The sequence below is a fragment of the Bradyrhizobium sp. KZN70725 genome, assembly GCF_055264925.1.
In genome coordinates this window covers 1-21,701 of the sequence record NZ_JBUYWT010000067.1, presented here as the reverse complement: position 1 = coordinate 21,701, position 21,701 = coordinate 1, and the positions used below count along the sequence as shown (strand labels likewise).

The 21,701-nt window shown below is 60.0% G+C and carries 13 protein-coding genes; 8 read left to right on the top strand and 5 right to left on the bottom strand.

The genetic code is table 11. The features are described from left to right. Window positions 1–667: 667 nt before the first annotated feature. Window positions 668–4,015 (bottom strand): autotransporter family protein, encoded by a 3,348-nt coding sequence (locus ACZBJS_RS36625; protein ID WP_463439930.1) that lies wholly within the window; start codon window positions 4,013–4,015, stop codon window positions 668–670. Between the two features lie 33 nt (window positions 4,016–4,048). On the opposite strand from ACZBJS_RS36625, the gene ACZBJS_RS36620 reads away from it, so the two are divergent. Together ACZBJS_RS36620 and ACZBJS_RS36615 are read left to right on the top strand one after the other, a co-directional pair. Continuing rightward, complete coding sequence (locus ACZBJS_RS36620; RefSeq protein WP_463439929.1) at window positions 4,049–4,204, top strand: hypothetical protein; 156 nt, start codon at window positions 4,049–4,051, stop codon at window positions 4,202–4,204. Window positions 4,205–4,908: 704 nt separating this feature from the next. Further along, the gene (locus ACZBJS_RS36615) at window positions 4,909–6,240 is read left to right on the top strand and encodes an MFS transporter (protein WP_463439928.1); all 1,332 of its coding nucleotides are present in this window, start codon (window positions 4,909–4,911) and stop codon (window positions 6,238–6,240) included. 121 nt (window positions 6,241–6,361) lie between these two features. Here ACZBJS_RS36615 and ACZBJS_RS36610 read toward each other — a convergent pair whose 3' ends face one another. Both ACZBJS_RS36610 and ACZBJS_RS36605 read right to left on the bottom strand, forming a co-directional pair. Continuing rightward, complete coding sequence (locus ACZBJS_RS36610; RefSeq protein ID WP_463439927.1) at window positions 6,362–7,366, bottom strand: nucleotidyl transferase AbiEii/AbiGii toxin family protein; 1,005 nt, start codon at window positions 7,364–7,366, stop codon at window positions 6,362–6,364. Continuing rightward, window positions 7,359–7,958, bottom strand: a complete 600-nt coding sequence (locus ACZBJS_RS36605; protein WP_050420737.1) for a DUF6088 family protein — start codon at window positions 7,956–7,958, stop codon at window positions 7,359–7,361. Before ACZBJS_RS36605 ends, ACZBJS_RS36610 begins: the two co-directional genes overlap by 8 nt. 581 nt (window positions 7,959–8,539) lie before the next feature. Between ACZBJS_RS36605 and ACZBJS_RS36600 the strand changes: the two genes are divergently transcribed. From ACZBJS_RS36600 to ACZBJS_RS36585, 4 genes are read left to right on the top strand one after another with little or no spacing between them, the layout of a single operon-like run. After that, the gene (locus ACZBJS_RS36600) at window positions 8,540–10,033 is read left to right on the top strand and encodes a Wadjet anti-phage system protein JetA family protein (RefSeq protein WP_463439926.1); all 1,494 of its coding nucleotides are present in this window, start codon (window positions 8,540–8,542) and stop codon (window positions 10,031–10,033) included. After that, window positions 10,023–10,661 carry a DUF4194 domain-containing protein gene (locus ACZBJS_RS36595; protein WP_463439925.1) on the top strand — a complete coding sequence of 213 codons (639 nt, stop codon included), beginning with the start codon at window positions 10,023–10,025 and terminating at the stop codon, window positions 10,659–10,661. The genes ACZBJS_RS36600 and ACZBJS_RS36595 overlap by 11 nt, the downstream gene beginning before the upstream one ends. Continuing rightward, window positions 10,658–14,092 (top strand): SbcC/MukB-like Walker B domain-containing protein, encoded by a 3,435-nt coding sequence (locus tag ACZBJS_RS36590; RefSeq protein WP_463439924.1) that lies wholly within the window; start codon window positions 10,658–10,660, stop codon window positions 14,090–14,092. Before ACZBJS_RS36595 ends, ACZBJS_RS36590 begins: the two co-directional genes overlap by 4 nt. Before the next feature lie 2 nt (window positions 14,093–14,094). Further along, window positions 14,095–15,264: a Wadjet anti-phage system protein JetD domain-containing protein gene (locus tag ACZBJS_RS36585; RefSeq protein ID WP_463439923.1), complete on the top strand. Its 1,170-nt coding sequence runs from the start codon at window positions 14,095–14,097 to the stop codon at window positions 15,262–15,264. Between the two features lie 690 nt (window positions 15,265–15,954). Here the strand turns inward: ACZBJS_RS36585 and ACZBJS_RS36580 are convergent. Then, the gene (locus ACZBJS_RS36580) at window positions 15,955–17,553 is read right to left on the bottom strand and encodes an ABC transporter ATP-binding protein (RefSeq protein WP_463439922.1); all 1,599 of its coding nucleotides are present in this window, start codon (window positions 17,551–17,553) and stop codon (window positions 15,955–15,957) included. A 1,423-nt stretch (window positions 17,554–18,976) separates the two neighbouring features. Beyond that, window positions 18,977–19,183 (bottom strand): hypothetical protein, encoded by a 207-nt coding sequence (locus ACZBJS_RS36575; RefSeq protein WP_253624679.1) that lies wholly within the window; start codon window positions 19,181–19,183, stop codon window positions 18,977–18,979. Between the two features lie 978 nt (window positions 19,184–20,161). Between ACZBJS_RS36575 and ACZBJS_RS36570 the strand changes: the two genes are divergently transcribed. Both ACZBJS_RS36570 and ACZBJS_RS36565 read left to right on the top strand, forming a co-directional pair. Further along, complete coding sequence (locus tag ACZBJS_RS36570) at window positions 20,162–20,617, top strand: Tox-REase-5 domain-containing protein (protein ID WP_463439921.1); 456 nt, start codon at window positions 20,162–20,164, stop codon at window positions 20,615–20,617. 41 nt (window positions 20,618–20,658) lie between these two features. Next, window positions 20,659–21,411, top strand: a complete 753-nt coding sequence (locus ACZBJS_RS36565; protein ID WP_463439920.1) for a hypothetical protein — start codon at window positions 20,659–20,661, stop codon at window positions 21,409–21,411. The last annotated feature ends 290 nt before the right edge of the window (window positions 21,412–21,701 follow it).

Here is a 21,701-nt window from a genome sequence, read left to right as displayed (position 1 = left end):
GCTGCCGCGGCAGCGGCGATACAGTGCTTTAGAGTACTAAAGGCGCGCAGGGCTTGAGAATAGAAGTATTTCCAAAGCCTCGGGGAGAGTGGTGCTCCGGCGGCACCGGCCTTTGAGCGGCACCCGTCTAACGCGGCAGCGATAGCGACGGCGGCTGGCCGCCGGCCCTCTTCAGCGAGTGCCCCCGGCGAGGAGAACCTAATGTCTTCGCGAGTGATCGCGACCCGAAGGGCCGAGACAGCATGCTCGGTGAGCTGGAGCATAGACGAGGTCGTCGCTGCGTATAATGGCGATCTGCGCAGCGCCCTCAAGGTCCTCTTGCTCGCCATGAGCAGTTGGAGCACATTCTGAACTGTTTGAACGCCGAATTGAACGAGCATATGCAGCGGCATCATCGACAGCAGACGTTGCATTAGCCGGCGAAGTTCGAGTTTGGACCCCCGATCCGGCCTAAGCTTTTCGGCGGCAAATGATCTTACTTCGCGCCACCTCAGGCGGGCGCGGCGCCGCGACATCGCGGCATGTCTTCGGCTGGTGGACCGCTGCGGGACGCCGGCGGCGGCGTTCAGGTGAGCTCAATGGCCGGCCGAGTTTTGGCCGACGAGATGCGGACGGAAATCAACATGGTTCACTGCACAGCGGCGCCGGAGCCACGCATCCCCATTCATCAGAACTTCACGTTGAAGGTGGCATTCAGTCCGTTCTGGGTAATGCCTGAACCGAACTGACCCTGGTAGGCGATGCCAAGGCTGCCGTTGCTCGAAAGCTGGAAGTCCAAACCGGATTCGACGAGTGCCACGTCCTTGCCAATGGATAGGCCTGAAGCTGCAAAAGGGCTGGATCCAGCAGCAAAGCCGGCTGTCGACAGCGGAATGAGGTCGCCTATGGCATGACGCCAACCAATATCGGCTCGCGCAATCGTGGCTATCTGGCCAAGTTGAAAACGGGCGCTCGCGTAGACGCCGAGAGTGGAGAGCGTCGTATCCATCGTGTCAGCGTGAACACTAAGCGCCGCTCCGTTCAGTCCCCTCTCGCTAAAGCTATCCGTCGCCGCGCGAACATGGGCGAGACTGGCATAGGGCTCGATCACCGAATACTTGCCGAGATGGACTTTATAGCCAAGTTCTCCAAAAATCTGGAACGTGCCTGCATCGTAATCCGAGATCAAGTTGTCGTTGAAGCCCGGGAACCGAACGTTGCGGCTCATCTCAAGATCGTGCCATGTATAGGCAAGGCCTGAGCGGAAGGCGATGGCCCCTTCTGGCACGATCCACTCGGTGCCGGCATAGGTCCCGAACGTGTAATTGTCGCTGCGGCCTGACGAGGAAGCAGCGCCAACCTTGAAAGTGGAACGGCTATAGCCCGCAAGCACACCGACGCGCCAGTCATCAAATACCGGCGTGTCGATCCCGGTCATGAGGCCGCTGATGGTGGATCTGGTGCTCGCACCATTGCTATCGCCCGATTGGGTCGTCCATCCGCCAAAGGCAGAAGCCCAGGTTGCATACCCCTGCAGGTCATAAGAGGGCAGGCCGGAAGAAGCCGGGCCGACCAGGCCTGTGGCAGAGGCAGAATTGCCGCGCGACCTGTTCTGCTCAGGACCATAACCCATCACCGCCATCGCTGAGGTTGACGCACCGCCAAACGCCTGTTCGAGACGGTTGTAGACTGCCGAACGCGCATAGTAGCTGTCATTGACACGTCTGCCCTGCTCCGACGCATAGATGGACGGAGAAAGTTGACGCAGCCCAGATGTCACCGCCGTGCCGTCCGGCGCGGAAAAGTCGAGCGCCGCGACGAGCGGGTGCAGCCCTACAGCCGCGCTGCCAGCTACTCGATCGAGCGCCGCGCCCACCTGGCGGCTGTTGGCGTCGGTCCCATAACGCGAATAGGCATCGGATGGGCGGGAGAGTGTCAAGGCGTAGGTGTTGTCGCCTTGAGCCGTTGCACTCGCCAGCAAGGTTGGCGATTGCAGGGCTGTCGTCACGTTCGCGAACGAGCCCGTAAGATTTGTTGCATTTAGCCACTGATCGGAGGAGACGTTAAAGCCATTACCATACCAGCCACGCTGCGGGGTGATCGTGAGCGTACCGTCGAGCGTCGCATTGCCATTCACGATGAGATGGCTGAACGCGCCAGCATCGTTTACGGCGACCTGCAAGCGACCGGTCGAGGTTTGTAGATAGTCGCCATTCACCTTGATGCTGTTGCCCAGACCGTTGATGAGGGGAGCGACAACACCGCTATTGGCGAAGCGGCCGTTGGTATTGAGCAGATAACTGCCGTTACCTGATAAGGTTGCGCCTTGCGCAACCGTTGCGTCGTACACCTCGTGATTGCCGGTAAGCAAGACGACGCCGCCGGACAACTGCAGTGACAAGTTGTTGCGTCCAACGATGCTCCCTTCATACCGGGTTGCAAAGTTTGTATCCGGCTGTTCCGTCGAGTGACCGTTTGCGTCAGGCGTCAAACCGAACGTTAATTTGGTCAGCCGCGGAGAACCGTTCTCGTCAAGCTGGTTGTAATCAGACAGGATGTCCCCTGACAGGATTGCGCCACGCATCACATTGATCTCGCCGATGTAACCATTGTTCGACATGTACATCGCTGCATGACTGCCAGCCAGTCGCCCGGTCAGATCGAACTTGCTGACAAGCGGACCGTCGATCTCATTCAGCATCGGGGCCGCGTTATTGCCAATCGTGCGAATATACGAGCCACGATATTCACGGTCATTGCCCACCACATTGTTGCCAAAGTCGAAACTTGCCGCGATGCCATGTTCGCCGAGAGCCTGCACGTCGCCACGCTGAGTCAGCGTGTGATCCTTGCCATAGGCGAACATGACGCCGCGCCCATAGGCGCCGTCGGCGTACACGCGGGTTCCGGGCGGGACCATGATGTGATTGTTTTCGCCGTCGACGCGGATGCCGGCGCCCCCTGCTCCTTTCGAAAGCAGGTCGGCGCGCTGGAGCACAGTGTTGTGGCTGCCATAGACGTGCAGTCCCAGTCCGAGCGTAGCTATATTGTACGTATTTGGCAGATAGGCGGTACCCTCAGCACTGCGAGCGAAGAAGGGATTGTCGTTGACCAGATTCTGGCCGTTTCCGTAGATGGAGTACCCGAACAAACTGCGTCGATCGATACTGTAACCTACATCTTGAAACGCGGCGATCTCCGCTTCCATCGGGGCGGTGTAGTTCCGGTATCGCTGATGGCTCATCAAACTGTTCTTCAGTTCGCTGTGCGCCATAAAGTCCGTCGATCGCAGCGGAATACCTGGCATGGCACCGGCCAGCACTTCGCTCACATGCTCGCCTCTGAAATAGCCTTGATCACGTCGCAGATCGAAAACGTCGGCAGCTGGCTGGTTCAGGCATTGGGAACAATAAATCGCCTGCCCCGGCTGAGCCTGTTTGCCATTGTCATCGTACAAATGACTCGTCCACCGATTTATCGTTTCGGAAAAATACAGCCCGCCGGCACGACCAATGAAGTCAGCACCAGTCATACCGAGCAGATGCGCGTTCTCGTGCACGCTAACGGCTGAAAGGTTTGTGCTCGGTGTCATAGACACTTGGGACGGAACGTAGGTGTGCGGTGAAAATCCCATCTGGCCGATGCCGATCGCGCCATGAGCACCAGATTCAAGTTCGCCCGGATCCTGACCGGTGAGCGCAGCCTGCACCTTCGTGCCGGCTCCATGAGAAGGGGACACGCCCCAGGCGTTGTTATCGTAGTCCGCGCTGATACTAATAATCGCTGGCGATTGACCAGGGATAACCTTGATGATTTCAGCCCAATACTGAATCCCGGTAAGCACCTGATCTATCTCCCAACGAGACAAATTGCGCGATGAAGATCCCGGATCGGCCTCGTCGGCACTGAGTATGCGGACCCGCATGAACGGCACACCGTTCGAATCAGCGACATCGTAAATTTCGACGGCCCTACTGGGCGACCCCAGCACCGCCATAACCGTAAGCACGACGGCGGCGATTGTCTTCGTAGTCATACTACCCATTCTATTCGAGGCGTTGATTGCAGCGTGGTTGCCATCACACGTTCGACCATGCGCACGCGTGATGCGCTTGAGCAAAGCGCGCCTGCCGTTGATCAAACACTGGCTGTGCGCATTCGCGGCGACAACCTGACGGCCGCGCCGCAATATCAAAGGAAGGCTCCTCCCGTGGAGGTGACCTGATGAATCCGGGTCAACTCACAGAGGCGCACTCGCTGATGACGTTTACTTCCATTTCCTGGAGCTCAGTGTCCGGTGCATGAGGTTCGCCATGTGCGTCCGGCTGAACGCGGCCCGCCATGAGCGGATATCCTCGACGTCTGCAGCGCAGGCTGCGATCCGTCCTTTAAATTGTGTCGTCAACAATGCGAGCTCATGCTACCTGTGATCGTAGGAAGATCCCTGGGTTCTGCAGCGACAATCCCGACAAAGTAGGTGGCCGCACACAATTGGTAAGCAGTGGAGCAAAAGCCGGGCCAATTGCCTGACGCTTTGCGCATACGCGCAGCCGGCTGACCACTGCGTGCATGCGCGGTCATCTGTGTGAAAACAGGCACCTTCTGTTCGGTGCCCACCAACATTGTCGCAAACTCGCCATGCACAGAAGCACAACGAGTGCCGCGCCCGACAATTGCAGCGCGCCTGTTCATCTTTGCCGGCGATTACCGCGATCAGTTCAAGCTTTGAAACGGGCCGCAAGAGGCAGGCATTCTTATTGCACTCATCGTCGTGAGCTTCGTCCTGGCATGCGTCAGGAATGTAGAACACCGGGACGCGGGCCCAGCCCACCTCAAGCTAGATGACGTGCAGAGCAAGTGAAGTGCAATGCGCTCGACCTCACTGGTCGAAATGCTCAGGCCGGCGATCGTGCCTCAGACGGATCGAGGATGGGCAAGCAATCTACTCGGCGGAAACCGGAGCCGGTCCTCGTTCCGGCAGACGAACGCTTGACCGGCCGCGCCGTGTGGGGAGCAACCATCGGCAATATTCTCGAATTCTACGACTTTGGGACCTATAGCTTTTTCGCGATCCAGATCGGACAAGCGTTTTTCCCGGCAAGCGATCCGTTCGCCAGCCTCATGCTGTCACTCGCAACCTTCGGCGCGGGTTTTGTGACCAGGCCGATCGGGGCCATCGTGCTCGGCTCGTATTCGGATCGGGCCGGGCGCCGGCCCGCGATGACCGCCAGCTTTGTCCTAATGAGCGCCGCGATCCTTGTGTTAGCGCTCACCCCCTCATACGGGACAATAGGAGCTGCTGCTCCGCTCCTGGTCATTGTCGCGCGTTTGGTGCAAGGCTTCGCGCTCGGCGGTGAGGTTGGTCCGACAACTGCCTATTTGCTGGAAGCAGCGCCGGCCGAGGGGCGCGGTCTTGCTGTCTCGTTTCAGCCTGCCAGCCAACAGATCGCTGCAACGGCCGGGGCGCTTGTTGGAGAAATACTCTCCCTGACCATGACAAGCGAGGCACTCAACGCGTACGGATGGCGGATCGCGCTCTTGCTCGGCGCCGCTACGCTGCCGTTCGGATTTTGGCTGCGGAGCGGCTTGCCCGAAACGTTGCACCGGCCCCAAGCGCCGGCTCCGGGCGTTCACCCTGTAAGAAGATTGCCTGCCACTCGCCGTATCATCAGCTTGGGATTCGTCGTCCTGGCCAGTTGCACGATCATCACCTACATCACGGGATATATGACCACCTATGCACTGAACACCCTACAAGTTTCCGCGCCTCTCGCCTTTGGCACCACGCTCGTTAGCAATACGGTAGGAATTGCTGCCGCGCTGCTGGGCGGCTGGCTCGCAGACCGCGCGGGCCGCCGGCACATCATGATATGGCCGCAGATCGCTGCGTTGTTGATGACCTATCCGGTGTTCTTCTGGATCTCAGAGAGCCGCAGTGCCCTCGCACTTCTCGGGGGTCTCGGCGCGCTCACACTTATCGGAACGATTCCGTATAGCGCCTTCTATGTGAGCATGGCCGAAGGTTTGCCTAAGAACATTCGTGGTGGCGCCTTCGCGATCATCTACGCTTTTGCGATAGCGATCTTCGGAGGCACAGCTCAACCAGTCGTCACCTGGCTGATCTATCTTACCGGGAGTGCGCTGGCGCCCGCCTGGTACATGCTTATCGCTAGCGCGGCTGGGCTCCTTGCCATGCTCATGATGCCGGAGACGGCACCGCTCAAAATTAACAGCGCTGTAAACAAGCAAGGCCCGCTATAGCGTGGCGAATGCGCTATTTTTCCAACGTGCAGCAGCGCGTGCTAGGGCTCATCTTCGGCAATCCTCAGCACAGCTTCTATACGTCGGAAATCTTTCGAAGCGTCCGTTCCAGCAACCGGCCTTACTTACTATTTGCGCGCCGCTGCAGAGCTTCACAGCGCTTCATGAGCTGCTCAAACGGCTCAGGTTCGCCGAGAAGTAATCCAGCGTCTATCGTCTTTTGATAATCGGCCTCAAGGTCCTTACGCATCTTTTCGTCAGGAACTAACTGAAGCTTGCCGGATATCGCGGCGTGATAGTCGATGACATTGCCGTCGCGATCTTTCTCCCGGAAGAACTTGCTCTTCCAATCGGCGACTTCCTGCGCCAGCACTTTGTCATCGAAGGCAGCTTGCGCAAATCCCTTATCATGGAGCTTCACGAGATCGTACCAATGGCGCGACACACGATTGCCCGCGATACCCTGAGCGCAAAGAACGTGGACGGCCGTTGCTTTCTCCCAAACGGTGCGCTTGGGAAGCATGATTTTTGGGGTCGCTACAGGAAACTCGAGCTCGGGCAGGGATTTCGCCGCATCGCAGGTGATCTCTCTCGTCTCGGACGGCTCACCGGTCGAGCGCGCACCGAATTCGAGCTTGATCCAGGGCGGAACATAGTCGAAGCCCTGGGTCAGCTTTTCATAGTCGACATAGATGACATCGTTCTCAACACGGAACGTGACGTCAACTCCTATAGCTGCTGCGTGTTTCTGTAGGACAGGAAGTGTCTTGTCTTTGACCCAGGCGGTGAGCCGCTCGCGCGCAAGCTTTGTCCACTTGTCGGCCTGGCTTCGCGAAGCGGGTATGGGTGGGTCGCCCGTGGCAAGCTCAGGAATGATCCGGCGGACATCGTAGGTGAGATCGATATCCTCCGAGAACCGTTCGATGACGTCGTAACCTTTGGAGAGGGACGTACCTCCCTTAAAGACAAGATGCTCACCCAATTCAGAGTCAAAGAGTCCTTGCAGGGCCCAAACGGCCCAGATGTCCTTCTCCAAAAGATGGACCGGACGACCTGAGGCGGTGGCGGCGACGCCAAGTGCCTCAAGCCTCTCGTCACAAGAGAGCGTCAGGTAAAGTTCAGCCATGATTTAGAAGGGATTGGCTGACGGATTTCGACATCCACGGAGGCATCGCGCGACGCAGCGCGACGAGATCCTGCAAAGTGTCGTCGGGCAGCTTGCGCTTCAATACCTTAAGAGCCTCGCCCGCCTCTCGCTCGCCGAGCCAGGCAAGAGCCCGGATAGCCTGTCCAGCAATCGAGTCTGTCGGCAGAAGCATCCAGTGCGGTGCATGCCGCATCTCAACCGTCTGTGCTCCGAGACGAAACTGACGATCGGGACCGGAGGTCAAATAGACGAGCTTCGTCGGCACTTGCGTAGTGAGACCAAGTTTATTCGCGGCCGCGGCTCCGTGTGGAACGATCGTTTCCGCGTGCGTGGAAGCCAGCGCTTCGATGACCTTTTCGGCAGCCGGCGCGCGTATGCCAAAACGTGTTTTCACTGGCAGAGCGTAGAGCCCATGGGCAAGACGCATCAACTCGTTGCGTTTGGCGAGACGCTTCAAAGCTTGATCGACCGCAGCACGGCTTCCCAAATGCAAAACTTCCTTAGCACCGATCAAAGTGCCTTCTGGAAGTGCTTGGGCATAACTCAAAATACGCTCGGCGACGGTTTGCATGGCTTCCCTCCGCTGTCAGAAACATAAGTCAATTTCTGACAAAACGCAAGGCTTATCTAAATAAACAATAAAAATCAACAACTTAGCTACTGCTTGATATTACTTAGCAGGGCCAAAATCAGAACGGCAATGGCATGAAAGGCCATGAGCGTGTGGGGTCTCATTGCTCGGGGCATCGAACGGTGGGCTCAATCCTCAAGCCCTCCTCCGTCGGCAAACGAGATAGAGGCGGCAGAAGCGCGGCGTGGAGGGCCAGGAAAAAACGTGGGATCGGACATCGCGAGCGCGATTCCGGACTCTCCCTTGAACACTCTATTATGGGTGCTGGGTATCGAAGAACACGCACACTGAGCGCCGGCACGGAGCCCTGAGGCTCGACAGCTTCCCTTCGGCAAGCTATACAGGAACATACAGCGAACAAAGCCCTTCTGGTTGCGAGTCCTCGCGATGCACCTCGACTGAAGTATTTCCCCAGTAGATCATAAGGTTAGGGGCAGGGCAGCTCGCCCCTTCTCTGGATGACGCCGATTCAGGAGTCTTAGCGATTGTCCTTGTTCCGTCATTTGCATGATGAGGCTTTTTTGGCCTTCTCGCGCGATCACAAGCACCTGTACGCGGCCTGTCTGCTCGACCTCCTTGAACGCTTCTTTTCAGGCGCGCCGTCGTTCCCGACTCCGCAGCAGGTCGTCCACGCCATCTATGACGTCATGCGCGCCAACCCGGCCCTCTGGAGCGAAGGCGACGACTTCGGCACCTTGCCGGAAATGATCTCGGCAGGTCGCCGTCGTATCCGGAAGGCCGACGTCGCGCTCGCGTCCGAGAAGGGCGACAAGGCGCTCGGTCTGGCGCGGCAACTCTACGCGCGGCTGCTCGCCTGGGGTTGGCTTGAGGAGGAGGAATACGGGCTCCGTGTCACGGTCGACATGGCTATGGGACCGCTGCTCGTGATCCAGCGGCTCGCGAGCCTCAATAAGGATCTCTCGCAGCGGTTCGGCGGCTTGATCGTGCAGATCCGCCTCAATCTCGAGGCCGTCGAAAAGCTGAGGCCCGAGATCACCGACCGCAAGCAGCGCGAAGCCGCGCTCGCCGTCCGCGAAGCACGAAACCAGGCCGACCAGTTTACCAAGAGCCTGCGGGCCATTCTGGCCGACCTGAAGCGGATCCGACGGACCGTCATGGAATCGAAGACGGTGGCTACCCGGCTGGAAGCCTTCTTCGAGGAGTTCGTCGACCAGCTCCTGCTGAAGGATTTCGAGTCCATCCTCACCGTCAACCATCCGTACCGCTTCCGCGATGCCATCGTCGATCTCGCACGGCGGATCTCCTATACACCGGACACCATGCAAGTCCTCGCCGAGGAGTACACCGCTTCCAGCATGGCCGCCGACGTCGAGGACGGTCGAATGGCGGCGGCCGACGATCTGCTTGCAATCGAAAACATCTTCGAACAGATCGGCGAGATGTTCGAACGGATCGAGGCCTTCCGCAGGCAGCTCGAGGCCCGGGTCCGCAACACCATCAAGTACGCCGAGCGCGGCGGGCAAGGACTCGTCGGCCGGGCCGGCGACCTGGTGCGGCGGCTGGACGCTCTGCTGCGAGACGGCAGGCACGACAGGGCGGCCGTCGAGTGGAGCATCGAGCCGCTGCGGTCGCCCTGGTCGGAGCACCATCAGGCGCCGGCCAGGCAGCCGCGCCGCCCGGTCGAGGCGAGGGAGCTCGCCGGCCCGCCCTCGGACCCGTTGTACGAGCTGAGGAAGAAGCTCCGTCTCGAGTACATCGCTCGCATCGCGCCCCGGCCCGAGGATGTCAGACGATTCCTTGAGGGCCAGGTGCCGCCATTCGCGACCAAGGAAGCTCGCTTCATGGAAATCGACACCGTGGACGACTTCCTCGCCTTCGATTGCGCCCGCCGCTATGCGCTGACGGGCGAGGTTCCGCCGCAGGTCGCGGCCGGATTCGATCTGGAGCCGCGCCCAGACACGCCGCCACACGACAGCGAATGGCTTCGTTGCGCGAACTTCCTGGTCAGGCGGTCCGGCAGGCTCCGGAAAGCGGAGGCGCCTTATGCTCAGTGAGTTCGAACACGTCGAGCGCTCCTTCGGTGCGGAAAAGGCGGCCGACCTCCGCAAAGCGCTGCACTTCCTGCTGCGGCGGCAGTTCGTGTTCGCGGGAGATCCCAGAACCGGAACCGTCTACAACATGATCATGGACGGCCGCTTCCGCAACGTGGTCGATGACTTCTTCGATAGTTGCGGATACCGCGTCCATCGCGATCCGGAGGCGCAGTGGGCCGGCATCGTCGCCATGGACGAGGACGTGCCGCTGCCCCGGATGAAGCTCGACGAAACCATCGTCATGCTGGTGCTGGCAGCATACTGGCAGCAGGAGGTGAACGTCGGAGCGGTCGAGGACCGGGCCGTCGTGGTCGCCACCTTGAATGACCTGTTCGACCGCTACCGCGAGATGGCGCAACACGGCGGCGGAGGCGCGATCTCGGCCGCCCGCTTCCGCGACATCCTCCGCGAGGCCGCCCAGCGCAGCCTGGTCGAGATCGGCGACTTCGACGACGAGCAGCAGGATTGCGAGATCAGGATCCGCCCGATGATCAAGCTGATCAGCGGCGGCGACGCCCTGCAACGGCTCGAGCGCTACGTGCGCAGCGAGGAGGCCCGCTTTCCGCAGCCCGCGGGAGACGAGGCATGATGGAGCTACGCCACCTGACGATGGTTAACTGGCACCTGTTCGACGTCGCCGACATCGACGTGACGGGGCACGTCGGCGTCCTTGGCGAGAACCGTTCCGGCAAATCGACGATCCTCGACATGGCCCAAGTCGTGCTCACCGGCGGCAGCCGGCGGTTCCTGCGCCTGAACGCAGTCGCCGGCGACAGCGGAAAGTCGCGTAGTGGCTCGAAGCGCAGCGTCGTCGACTACTGTCTCGGCACGCTCGGCGAGGACCAGCGCCGGCGCGACGAGGCGCGCACCTACATCGCGCTCGGTTTTGGAGACACGGAAGGCGCGCGGCCGCCGGTCACAATCGGCATGGCGCTCGAGGCGCGGAAGTCAGACAGCAGGGAAACCGTGCTGGCGCTGTTCGTCACCGTCGGCGCCGTTCTAAGCTCCAAGGACTTCATCGAACAGCGAGGGAAGTTGCAGTTCCCGGCGCAGTGGGAAGACGTGCGCGCCCGGATCGTCACGGCGGTTGGCGAAGGCAACTTCGTCAACCACCGCGATCGGGCCGGCGACTACGTCCGCGAGTACATGCGCCATCTCCTGCCGCATTCGCCCTACGGCGAGCAGAACGCAAGCGCCCTGCAAAAGTCGATCGTCAATGCGATGACGCTCGATCACAACCAGACGGCCACGCAGTTCGTGCGGAACTATATCCTCGAGGACAGTCCGATCGGGATCAAGGAGCTGCGCGAGTCGATCCAGACCTACCGCAATATCAGCGAAACGATCCGGAAAATGCGCCTCAGACTCGAAGCCCTGAGGGCACTTCGGGGGGTTCTCGCCGCACTCGAAGAGGCGCTCGAGACCAAGTTCAGGGAGGAGTGGATCGCCAAACGCGCGGCCTGGCTCGCGGCGCGGGCGATCAACCTGGACTTTAAGACCAAACGGCGCACCGAGATGGCGCGCCGAGATGCCGCAGCAAAAGAACTCGAATTCATCGAGGAGGACGTCAAGGCCATCGATCAGGAGATCGAACGCCTGACGGCGGCGATCGCCGAGCACGATGCCAAGACCGGAAGAAAGTCGCTGCAGCAGAGCGCCGATGTGGCCGCGCAGGCGGCGCACCGCGCCTCGGCCGAGTTCAAGGCACGCCTGGATAACATCCGTCGCCTGCATCCGCTCCGGGCGATGTGCGCGGACTCTTTCGAAGACTTCGTCCCTGCGCTGGAGCGTCTTCTAACCGCCGCCGTCGGGGCCGACATAGCGGGCGTCTCAGACGAGCTCTCCGCGGCCGAGAAATCCTTCGCGACCAGCGGTGCGAAATGGCTGCCGAAGATCGACGAAGCGCGTCAGGCGATCATCGCGGAGCTTTCCGGGCTGCGAGGCCGGCGCGACGAGGTGCTGGAACGGGTCCGACAGCACGCCTCCGGAGGGGCGCGGGCCTATCTTGGCGACGACACTGAACTCCTCTGCCGAAGGCTCCGGCAGAAGGGAATGGCCCCGCGCGTGCTCTGTGACATCATCGAAGTCGCCGAACCCGAATGGGTGGGGGCCGCCGAGGCGCTCCTCGGCCGCGACCGGGAGGCGGTGTTCGTGGACAGAGCGGACATCAGCGCCGCCACGGCGATGTTCAAGGAAGGCCGCCGCGAGTTTCGCCACGCATCCCTCGTGAGCCTGAACAAGCTCGAGCAGTTCAGGGCCAAGCCGGAGCGCGGCAGTTTCCCCTCCATCTTCCGGAGCCAGGATCCGGACGCGATGGCGTTCATCATGCGCCGCTACGGCACGGTCCGTCTCGCCGACACGCTCGATCAGTTCAATAGGCCCGGCCGGGCCATCATGAAGGACGGCCTCTACGACGATGGACTCGTCAGGACCCATCGCTGGATCGAAGCCTCGCAGCACAAGATCGGAAAGGCGGCCCAGGCGAACGCCCTGCGCTCCCTGCAAGATCAGGCCGAGGAACTGGATCGGCTCCTGGCCGACAAGAGCAAGGAGGCCCAAGCCGCGGAGCAGGCCTTTGCCGCTCTGAAGAACATCTGTGAAGGGCGTGACGACCTGAAGGCTTTCGCTGCGGCCTTCGCGGCCGCGCAGATCGAGATCGGCGAAGCCCATGCCAGACTCGATGCACTCGATGGCGCGGGCGACGGCGGCCTTCGCGACAAGAAGCGAGCGCAGCATAAGCTGAAGGACAAGAGGCTCGACGAGAGAAAGACCCAGCAGAAGGCGTTTGGCGAGCATGACGGCGAACTCAGATCGGCCGAGAGGAGGCTCGGAGATGGGGAGAACGTGCCGGGCTCCGAGCTCAACCTCCGGGTCGCCCGATCGATCTACCGCAAGACCTTCCCGCTCTACTCCGCCGCGAAAGGCAGGCTCGTCTACCGCGAGCGCCTCGATGCCGCAGCAAAAGGCGGTTTTGCTGAGAAACACCGTGCCATCGCAGACAAGGCGGTTAAAGATGCCGACGCCTCGGACGTCGAGCGCGTCCGGATCGAGCGCCGGGTTCGCGAGTTCCTCTACGATTACTTCGACCAATTCGGGATGAGCTCGCAAGTTGGCGCCGAAAGCGAGCCGCTACGCGAGGTGAAGCCCTGGATGGAGCAGCTCATCTCGGATATCGAATCCAACGAGCTGCGCCAGTACGAACGGCAGGCCCGAGAAGCAGCAGAAAAGGCCTCGACGCTGCTCCGCGGCGAGTTCATCAACGCGCTCACGGCCCGGATCGGCAAGATGGAGCGGGAACTGCAGTCGTTGAACCGTAGCCTCTGCGCACATCCCTTCCACAACGAGAGATATTCGTTCCATCGCACCCAAGTGGTGGAATTCCAGCCCATCCTGAAGATCATCGAGATCGCCAAGACCTCTCCGGAGGCGCTCGACATGCTGTTCCGGGGCGATGTGCCCGATGACTTCCCGCACAAGGATACGATTCTTGCACTCGAGGCGCTGCTAGAGGATCCCGACAAGGACTTCACCCAGTTTGAGGACTACCGCAACTTCTACACCTTCGAGATCCACATGGAGGATGTCGCTACCGGCCGCTCGACCCGCTGGGAGCAGCGGCGCGGCACCGGATCGGGCGCCGAACAGCAGGTACCCATCTATGTCGCCATCGGCGCTTCGCTCGCCGCCGTCTACGGCAGCGCCGAGCGTCGTACGGGCAAGCCCGCCGGCTTCGCTCTCGCCATGTTCGACGAGGCCTTCTCGAAAATGGACGGCAAGAACCAGCGGCAGATGATGAGCTTCTATAAGAATCTCGGGCTCCAATTCGTGATCGCGGCTCCGTTCGAGAAGCGGGTCGCCGTGCTCGAGCACATGGATACGATCGTGGAAGTGGACCGCATTGGCGAGCAGTCCAGAGCCACCGTGGTGGAACTGAAAGAGAAGGCCAAGCGCGAGCTGATGGCCATCGATCCGGACCTAATGTCCGAAGATGAGCTCGCCAGCCGTCTGGCCGCCGAGTAGCCATGGCGCGGCGTTTCACGGACGCGAACGGCCTCCTGAATGACCTGCTCGATCGCTTCGAGGCCGGCGCCGCGAGCCCGATCGCGCACCCGGATTATGCCGCCTTCGCCTCGGTCGTCGCGGCGGACGCCTTCCTCAAACAGATCAGGGAAGCCGAAGGTACCGGCGCGGTGTCCGTTGGCTGGGGCCGAGGCGTCAAGCGGGATCAGGTCGCACACGTGCGGCTGGCCTCGGCGGAGATCCTATACCGATATCTCGACCGCACCCCCGCGTCGCGGATTGCGCGGGACGCTGCGGCAAGGCTTGCCGCCGGATCGGCGCTGCGCGACTCTCTGAAGAGCAGCGCTTCCCAAATCGCCGAGGTCTGGGGACGGGGGAAGACGTGGCACGGATTCGCTTCGTCCGACGTCGAGATGCTGCGCGACGCCTTCGTTCTCGCCCAGGCCATCCTGGACGACAAGCATCTCGACGTCGACTACAAGACCTTCTCGCGACGGACGGTGGGTCACAGCAAGACGCTCGAACGCATCGAGGGGGCGGTCGTGCGGCTCCTGAGCGGCATCCTGGAGTTTCCGCCCGGCGCGCGGCCCCGCGAGGCGCTGCGGGCAATCGGACTGGAACGCTTCGCGCCACCGCTGCTGGTCGCAGGAAAAATCGACCTCGAGGGAGCCGACCTCTCCAGGATTTCTCCACATTATCTCGGAATCACTCCCAAGGAAGCAGATCGCGTCCGTTTTCGAGAGCCGCCGGCGTACATTCTGACGATCGAAAACTTCGCAAGCTTCAACCGGCACATTGCCGAGGCCGACCCCCGTCGACTGGGAACGACGATGTACGTCGGCGGTTACCCTTCGCTCGCCACCCAGCAGGCGCTGCGGATGATCGCATGGTCGGTATCCGAAAAGACGCCAATCTTTCATTGGTCGGACATCGATCCCGACGGGACCTGGATCTTCCACACCATCGAGCGCGCCATCGGCCGACCGATCCGCCCCCACCTGATGAGCGTCGAAATTGCCGAGCGCTCGGGACAAGTGCCGTCCAAAAAATCCGCACCCGCCAGATGCTCACCACAGTCCGGTATCGCGCGGCTGGCAGCTTACTTGGCAGAAGATGGAGCCAGGACGCTTGAGCAGGAAGAACTCGATCCCGTTTTGCCAGAGCTTCGTTAGAAAATCCGGGTCGGTGTGAGGCCGACATCGCGCCGTCCGCAGTTCAAGGATCTCGGCCGGCGATGATTGAACAACACCTGTGATCGGCAAAGCGGACGCCATGAGTAAGGCGGCTGCTTGCCGGGATCGAAAAACGCCGTCGGCACGCGCTCGACACGCCCCCAAGCACCGCCTGCTCTCCGGAAGTGATCGCGTCCACCGTTTTTCCTGAGTTGCATACCCACCCTCGTGGTCAAGCGCATGCGTGCAAGGGCGGCGCCTGCGATCCGGGTGACGGCGCAGGACCATGTCCATCTCGCCAATGCCCGGCGAAGGCATCGTGGCCGATGTTGCCGTCCGGACGCAAGTAATGGGTAGTGGGGCGATGTCTACCTTGTCGACGAGCTCATCAATCGCGGCACATATGCGCAGAATTCCGTCTGGTGCAGCCTGAATTCAGGACGAAGGAGCCTGTTCCGACCGCAAGCCGGCCGATCGCCAATCTTACGCCCGCCCCTGCCGACTGGCGTCGCAGATTGGCAATCGGCACCCTGGAATACTTCACGTCTACCGGAGCACAGGGCTCCGATTCCATCTTAGATGCCGAGGATGCTCTCTATGACGTGGGTAGCTCCTTGAACGGCGAAGGCATCTCGTCCGGCCATGCACCTTTGTGCGGCGTCAACGCGCCGGGCCGATCATTCCCCTCGCCTATGTCACTGACAAGCCGCAGTCGGTCAGGTCGACCACGACGTCGCTTGTAGAAACGACGCCCTTGCGGTGGGTGATCGCCAGCACCGTCACATCTTTGGCGAGCGTACGGATATGGTTCATAATGTCCTGCTCGGTTTCTTCGTCGAGCGCGGAGCTGGCCTCGTCGAGAAGAAGGATCGCCGGCTCGCCATAAAGCGCGCGGGCAATAGCAATACGCTGGCGCTCCCCGCCGGAAAGCTTCAAACCACGTTCTCCAATTGCTGTATCAAATCCTTCAGGCAAGGCCTCGATCAAGGGGAGAATAGCGGCTTTTTCCGACGCAGCGCGAAGGCGCACCTCGTTGCGGGGCCGCCCTAGCAGGATGTTGTCGGCTAGCGACTCATTGAGCAACATCACGTCCTGCGGCACGACAGCAACTGCGGCATACCAATCCGCGCGTTCGATGCCCGCTATATCGGTTCCATCTACCAGAATACGACCGCGGTCCGGTTCAATCGATTTCAAGACGAGCTTAAAAATTGTCGATTTTCCCGATCCCGATTCACCGACAAGGAAGGTGATCACACCCCGCCCAGCCACAAACGAGACGTTCGTAACGCCACGACCGTTGTCGTAGGCGTAACCAATGCCCTCGAAAGAGAGCTGGCCAGCGGAGGGCGTGAAATCTTGAGCGTGAGATGGTCTCCGCTCTTCGGGTGCGGCCCATAGTCTAGCCAGAGGGATGAGGTCGGCTCGCGACCGCGCCGCATCAGAGATGGCGCGCGCAACCATCTCGAATGGCATATTGAGCTGGAGTAGAAGCGTGTTGAATAGCACCATATCCCCGATGGTGACCGCCCCGACCTGGTATTCAGGTATGAGAAGGAAAAACGTGACCGCAAATTGTAGCGCGACGGCTGGGCCGAGCACGGCGATGTAGGCAACGCGTTGCAACACATAGGCGCGCCAGTTATCACGCACCTCCCGCGCGGTTATCGTAAAGCGCTGGCTCATCCAGGAATGACTGCCGAAATAGCGCAGGGTGTCCATGGAGCTCATGACGTTGCCAACGAAACGCGCATTGTCCTGTCCGGCTTCTCTGGCTCGTTCCAGGAACACGTACGCCCGACGCGTGGAACTCCACGTCAATGCAATTAGGACTGCCCCATAGACGACGACGATTGCAGCGATCTGGATATTGAGGAGCGCGCCGAGAGTAGCGAACGTAAGTAGAAGTTGTGTTGCAGCAGGGATGAAGACGACGATCCCAAGCTGGACCAACGCCGTCAGGGCGCTGCGCCCGCGCGCGGCCGCATTCTGTATCTCTACGGGATTGTGCTCAAGAAAAAAGGGCGCGGTTTTCCTCAAGATGCGATCAAAGAAGCCCGTTGCAGCGATGAAGCCCAGGTTCTCGGCTGTCATGAAGGACAGATACTGCAGCATGCGCTGCAATGCGGAGGCTACCCCAAGTAGGACCGCATAGCCTGCGAACCCCCACGCAAGCACCGACATGTCTTCCTCGCGCGGGAGACGGTCAATGAGACACGAAAATACATAGGGCGCTGCGACGCTGGTCGCGCTTGAGATCAGCACCACGGCGACAACGACGAGAAGCAACCACCGATCGGAGCGCCAGTACGCATGCACAATTTCGGAAACCGGTGATAACGTGCTGCCGTTCGACATATCTAGCGGATAGAGAAATGGGCTTTGCTTAGGTTGAAAGAGCCGACATAGCCCTGTTCGCACGATGATTCCATGCGAGCACACGTGAAGATGCTCGATGAGGGCTCGCAGGACTTTCCTGTGTATCATTGCTTGGCTTCAAATCAATTGATCCAGCACGGTCACCAACTCACCAAGGCTGGTAGGTTGTCGTCTGCCTTCTCACATGAGAGATCATTTTGTGACGGGGTGGCTGAACGCCAGCTGCGAATTTTGCGATTCTTGTTTGGCGATTGACAACTCGACGGAGCGCTATGGATCTCACCTCGAAGCGCGCCGAGGCAACATTAGGCAGGAGGTCTGAACTCGACGATTTTACCCGCGTTTTAATCTCGTCCCGGCCTTGGTGACAAAGCGGAGCTCAGCAGTGCGCGTTGCCTGATCGTTGTTAAGCACCCTGTCCTTATCCGCGCGATCCAAAGCTCCTGTGGCGAAACTTGAACAGCTTCAGAGACCGGAACGCAACGGCTTTGATCAAATCGCAGCTGGCTTGGCCTTTGAACATAGCCGGACGCACACATGTGCTCGGTAAGTCTTGATCTTTACCGGCAGGTAAGCCTTGGAGGCTTACGGCGAGATAAATGTATTCGGGCGTTCTGAAGTTCGCGGCTATATTGGAAAGTATGGCATCCGGGGGGGCTCAATCGGGAACACCGAGTAGCGACGTCCGCCTACATCGTCCGCCTGCCTCTTTGCCTTTGGCGGACCGATTTCGGAGTTGTCGGGATGCTCGCACGCGCGCCGCGATCCAGCGCACTTCTTTTCCTGTCCGCAGTGCTCCTCACAGACCGGCTGGCCGCGTCATCAAGAGCAGATTCAGCCAGCTCGACCAGGCGAAGCCTCATATGGGACGCGCCGAGTTGCCTGCGAGTCCCAGACCGCGTTCAGTTTCTCAGACGGCTTTGCAGTGCCCGCCGATCGACGACGAGGTTCCTAAGGTTCAGGTCTGGCTGCGGACCTTCCGCTAATCGACTGACCAGTGCCCGCGTGCCATCAACCACGACGACGCCGCAGTCATACTCATTCCTCTGCTGGCTTATGGGCGCGTCTTGCAGGTTGGCCCCGACTCGTCCAGCGATCCTGCTGCGTATCATTATATCCTAGAACTGAGTCATAGTGATAGGTAACGAGCCGAACGCGGCGATCCACCAGCAGGAACGACCAATGGGAGCCAAGGCGATTGAGGTCTGTAGCGCTAGCATCATTCACCGGCAAGAACAGGAAGTCGGCTGTAGCCGGAGGAGGAGGACGCGACCGCTGTCCAGCTAGCGGCCGGCGCCTCTATCCTCGTTCTATGCTTGGTTGTCTTCCGTCGTTAGTGCTGCACGCACGAGGGATCGGTCAAACAGAAGAATAAGTCGCAGATACCATCCAACGGGTCATCCGCGCATTGAGGATATGACGTATCGGCTACCTGCACCTTGGTGGCGACCGGTTGGGCGGCAACCTCAGCAACAAAGGTCGGCACCGCCGCCGTTCCAAGCGCGAGGGCGCTCGCAGTCACAATCACGAATTTTTTCATTCTAGAGTCGCTTCCCTAGGTTGGCCCCAGCCGTCCGCCACGTCTATATGACCTCACCGCAAGTGGTAAAATTGATTTTCTTGATTGGGTCTATCTACGGAATGGATACGTTCGGATATCTCGGCAGGGCCTCGCCTTAAGTCAATCGGAGTCAGCGGAGCCGTTTATGCTCGAGCTCTCGCCCAGCCATCGAAGCTATCGATACATCTGTCGAAGCAATCGAAGCATTGATCCTGGCATTGCATTGGTTGGGACTGCACGGGTTTCCCGACGGCCCCTGCGTCACTTTCCGGATGAGTGTATACGCGATTTCTTCACCGCCGATACGACCGATTGCGGAGATCGCTCTACTAGTCCCTTTTTCTTATGGCTGCGCTGCAGGCCACACCGCAAGGCTTTCGCCGCTGTGGTGCCAAGTCTGGTGCAGCACCGGGCAAGTTAGTCCCTACGACCTCATCAACCGAATGAAATCGTTGAGGCCAAGATTCACGATCGCGAGGATTGAACGACCGATCCGGGCAAAGCAGATCCCCTATGCACGTGCACAAGGTTTCATAAAATCGTTCCCTCGGGTTTAGGACGACTGACTCTTCTTTCTGGCAGTTCGCAGCCCAACTTGGGTGCTGCTCAAAATGATGAAGCTGGTTAAGTATGCGCTCGTCGCGACGCTGGTCGTCGCGATGACCAACCGGCCGCGGCTGGCTTTTACGTAGGTTTCCGGCCGTTGCTGGCGCTGTAGCGGGAGTTACTGCTTTTCGGCGACCTACGCGATCCGCGACTCTATGGGACGTGCAATTTCGCAATACGGTTCGGCCCAAAGCACGTCGATCATTCAGGACCTCGAGACAAGCTCAGGCACCACAGAATTGTCGGCCCCCGAGCGGCCGTTGATACGGCCGCACGTATCGTGAAAGCGCACCCACCGCTGCGTACCCACCCTTTCCCTGCTGCAGGCGTTGGAATTGCCGCTGATCGCGTTTGACGCGTCTGGCGCAGGCCAAGGCCGGCGAAGCAGTGGCAGCCGAAGTCGACGAACGGGAAGATGAGAGCAATTGCCCGCCGTCAACGCCCGTCAGTGAATCGATGTCGGCCCGAGCGGCTGCGTACCAGAAGCAGATTACCGGCCTTGATCCGGGTTCGGCCGTGGTGCTGAACAACGTCAAGTTCGACGGATGTCGGCAAAGCGACGGTACCATGCTTGAGGCCAAAGGGCCTGGCTACGCGCAATTCATCGTTGCCAGCGCCGATGCGGTTCAAAGCCGGTACCAAGGCTGGACCAGCATCCTTGAGTGGACGGAGAGGCAGGCCGAAACCGCCCTCGCGGTTACCCGCAAATTGGAGTGGCATTTTGCGGAAAAGCTTGCGAGCGAATACTATGCCCGGAAGTTTCGGGCCAGCCCGTATGCGAGGACAATGTACGATCCACCCCTTTAGAAGATGACGATGGACAGGCACTCCTTCCAGATTCGAAGTCAATGGCGTCAGCAGCCGGAAACCGCGCTGCAGGCTGCAACTCGTCTTGCGAGATTGCTGCTGGCTCTGTCCAACGTTCATCCAGGACTCAAACGCTGGTTCAAGAAATCCTCAAACCGGCCGTCTCAGGTAGCGTTTTGCCCCATGCCGCCGGAGGCGAGCGAACTCGAAGCCATTCTCAAAGACGGCGCCCAGTTCAGGGGACAGTCCCGCCAGAGCCGTGGCCGGAGCGCGGTTTCCATGCGAGCGCCTGGAACGGCGTCCATGGAGACGATGCGTCGGCGAATTTCAGCCTCAAAATCGGTGCGTATGACGGCAAGCTCGCGGCCTTCAACCGCTTCGAACTCGTTTTGACGTACGCTCCAGTCGAAGGTTCGCTAATTTCAGCAGAGGTCATCAGGGTGATTGCTTCCGCTATCAATGCAGAAATGCAGAAATGGAGCCATCTTGGCTTTGATGTGATGAGCAACAAATGGCTCCATGAGGGGCCGATGGATCTAGACCTTACGTGCCCCGCCGGCGGCTGGATGTCGTACGTGAAAGGCCGACGTGATTTCGATCCTCCGGAGGGCATGAATGTCGAGTCCATGGGGGATGGCATCGTGGTGTCCGTAACCTCCGAGATTTTCTCAGATGCCCAGCCGGAGCACGTCGACGCAGCAAATCGGCTGAACGAGGCTGTTGTTTCAGTGCGGACGGCGGAGAATGAATTAGCCTCCCAACCGGACAGCCGGCGGGTCAGTCCCATCCGGTGAAAAAAAGGCGTCGGCACCGGCGAGTTTGCGGAACCTGCCCAACCATGTAAGGGGTCAAAAAGGGCCAAAACCGCGAAATTTTGACCTACTAGGCCTCCCAATGGTCGACTAATCGAGAGGAAAGTCTATATTTTGTCGATGGCTTACGTAGCAACCGAGGGGCACAAGACCAATACGGGCGGGGGCATCTCGGCCGTCGACAAGCTTGTTTTGGCCACGGTCAACGCACCATTCAAGCGGGATATCAGCGCGGCAACGCTCCAGCACTGCATTGCGCGGGCGGAGCTTGG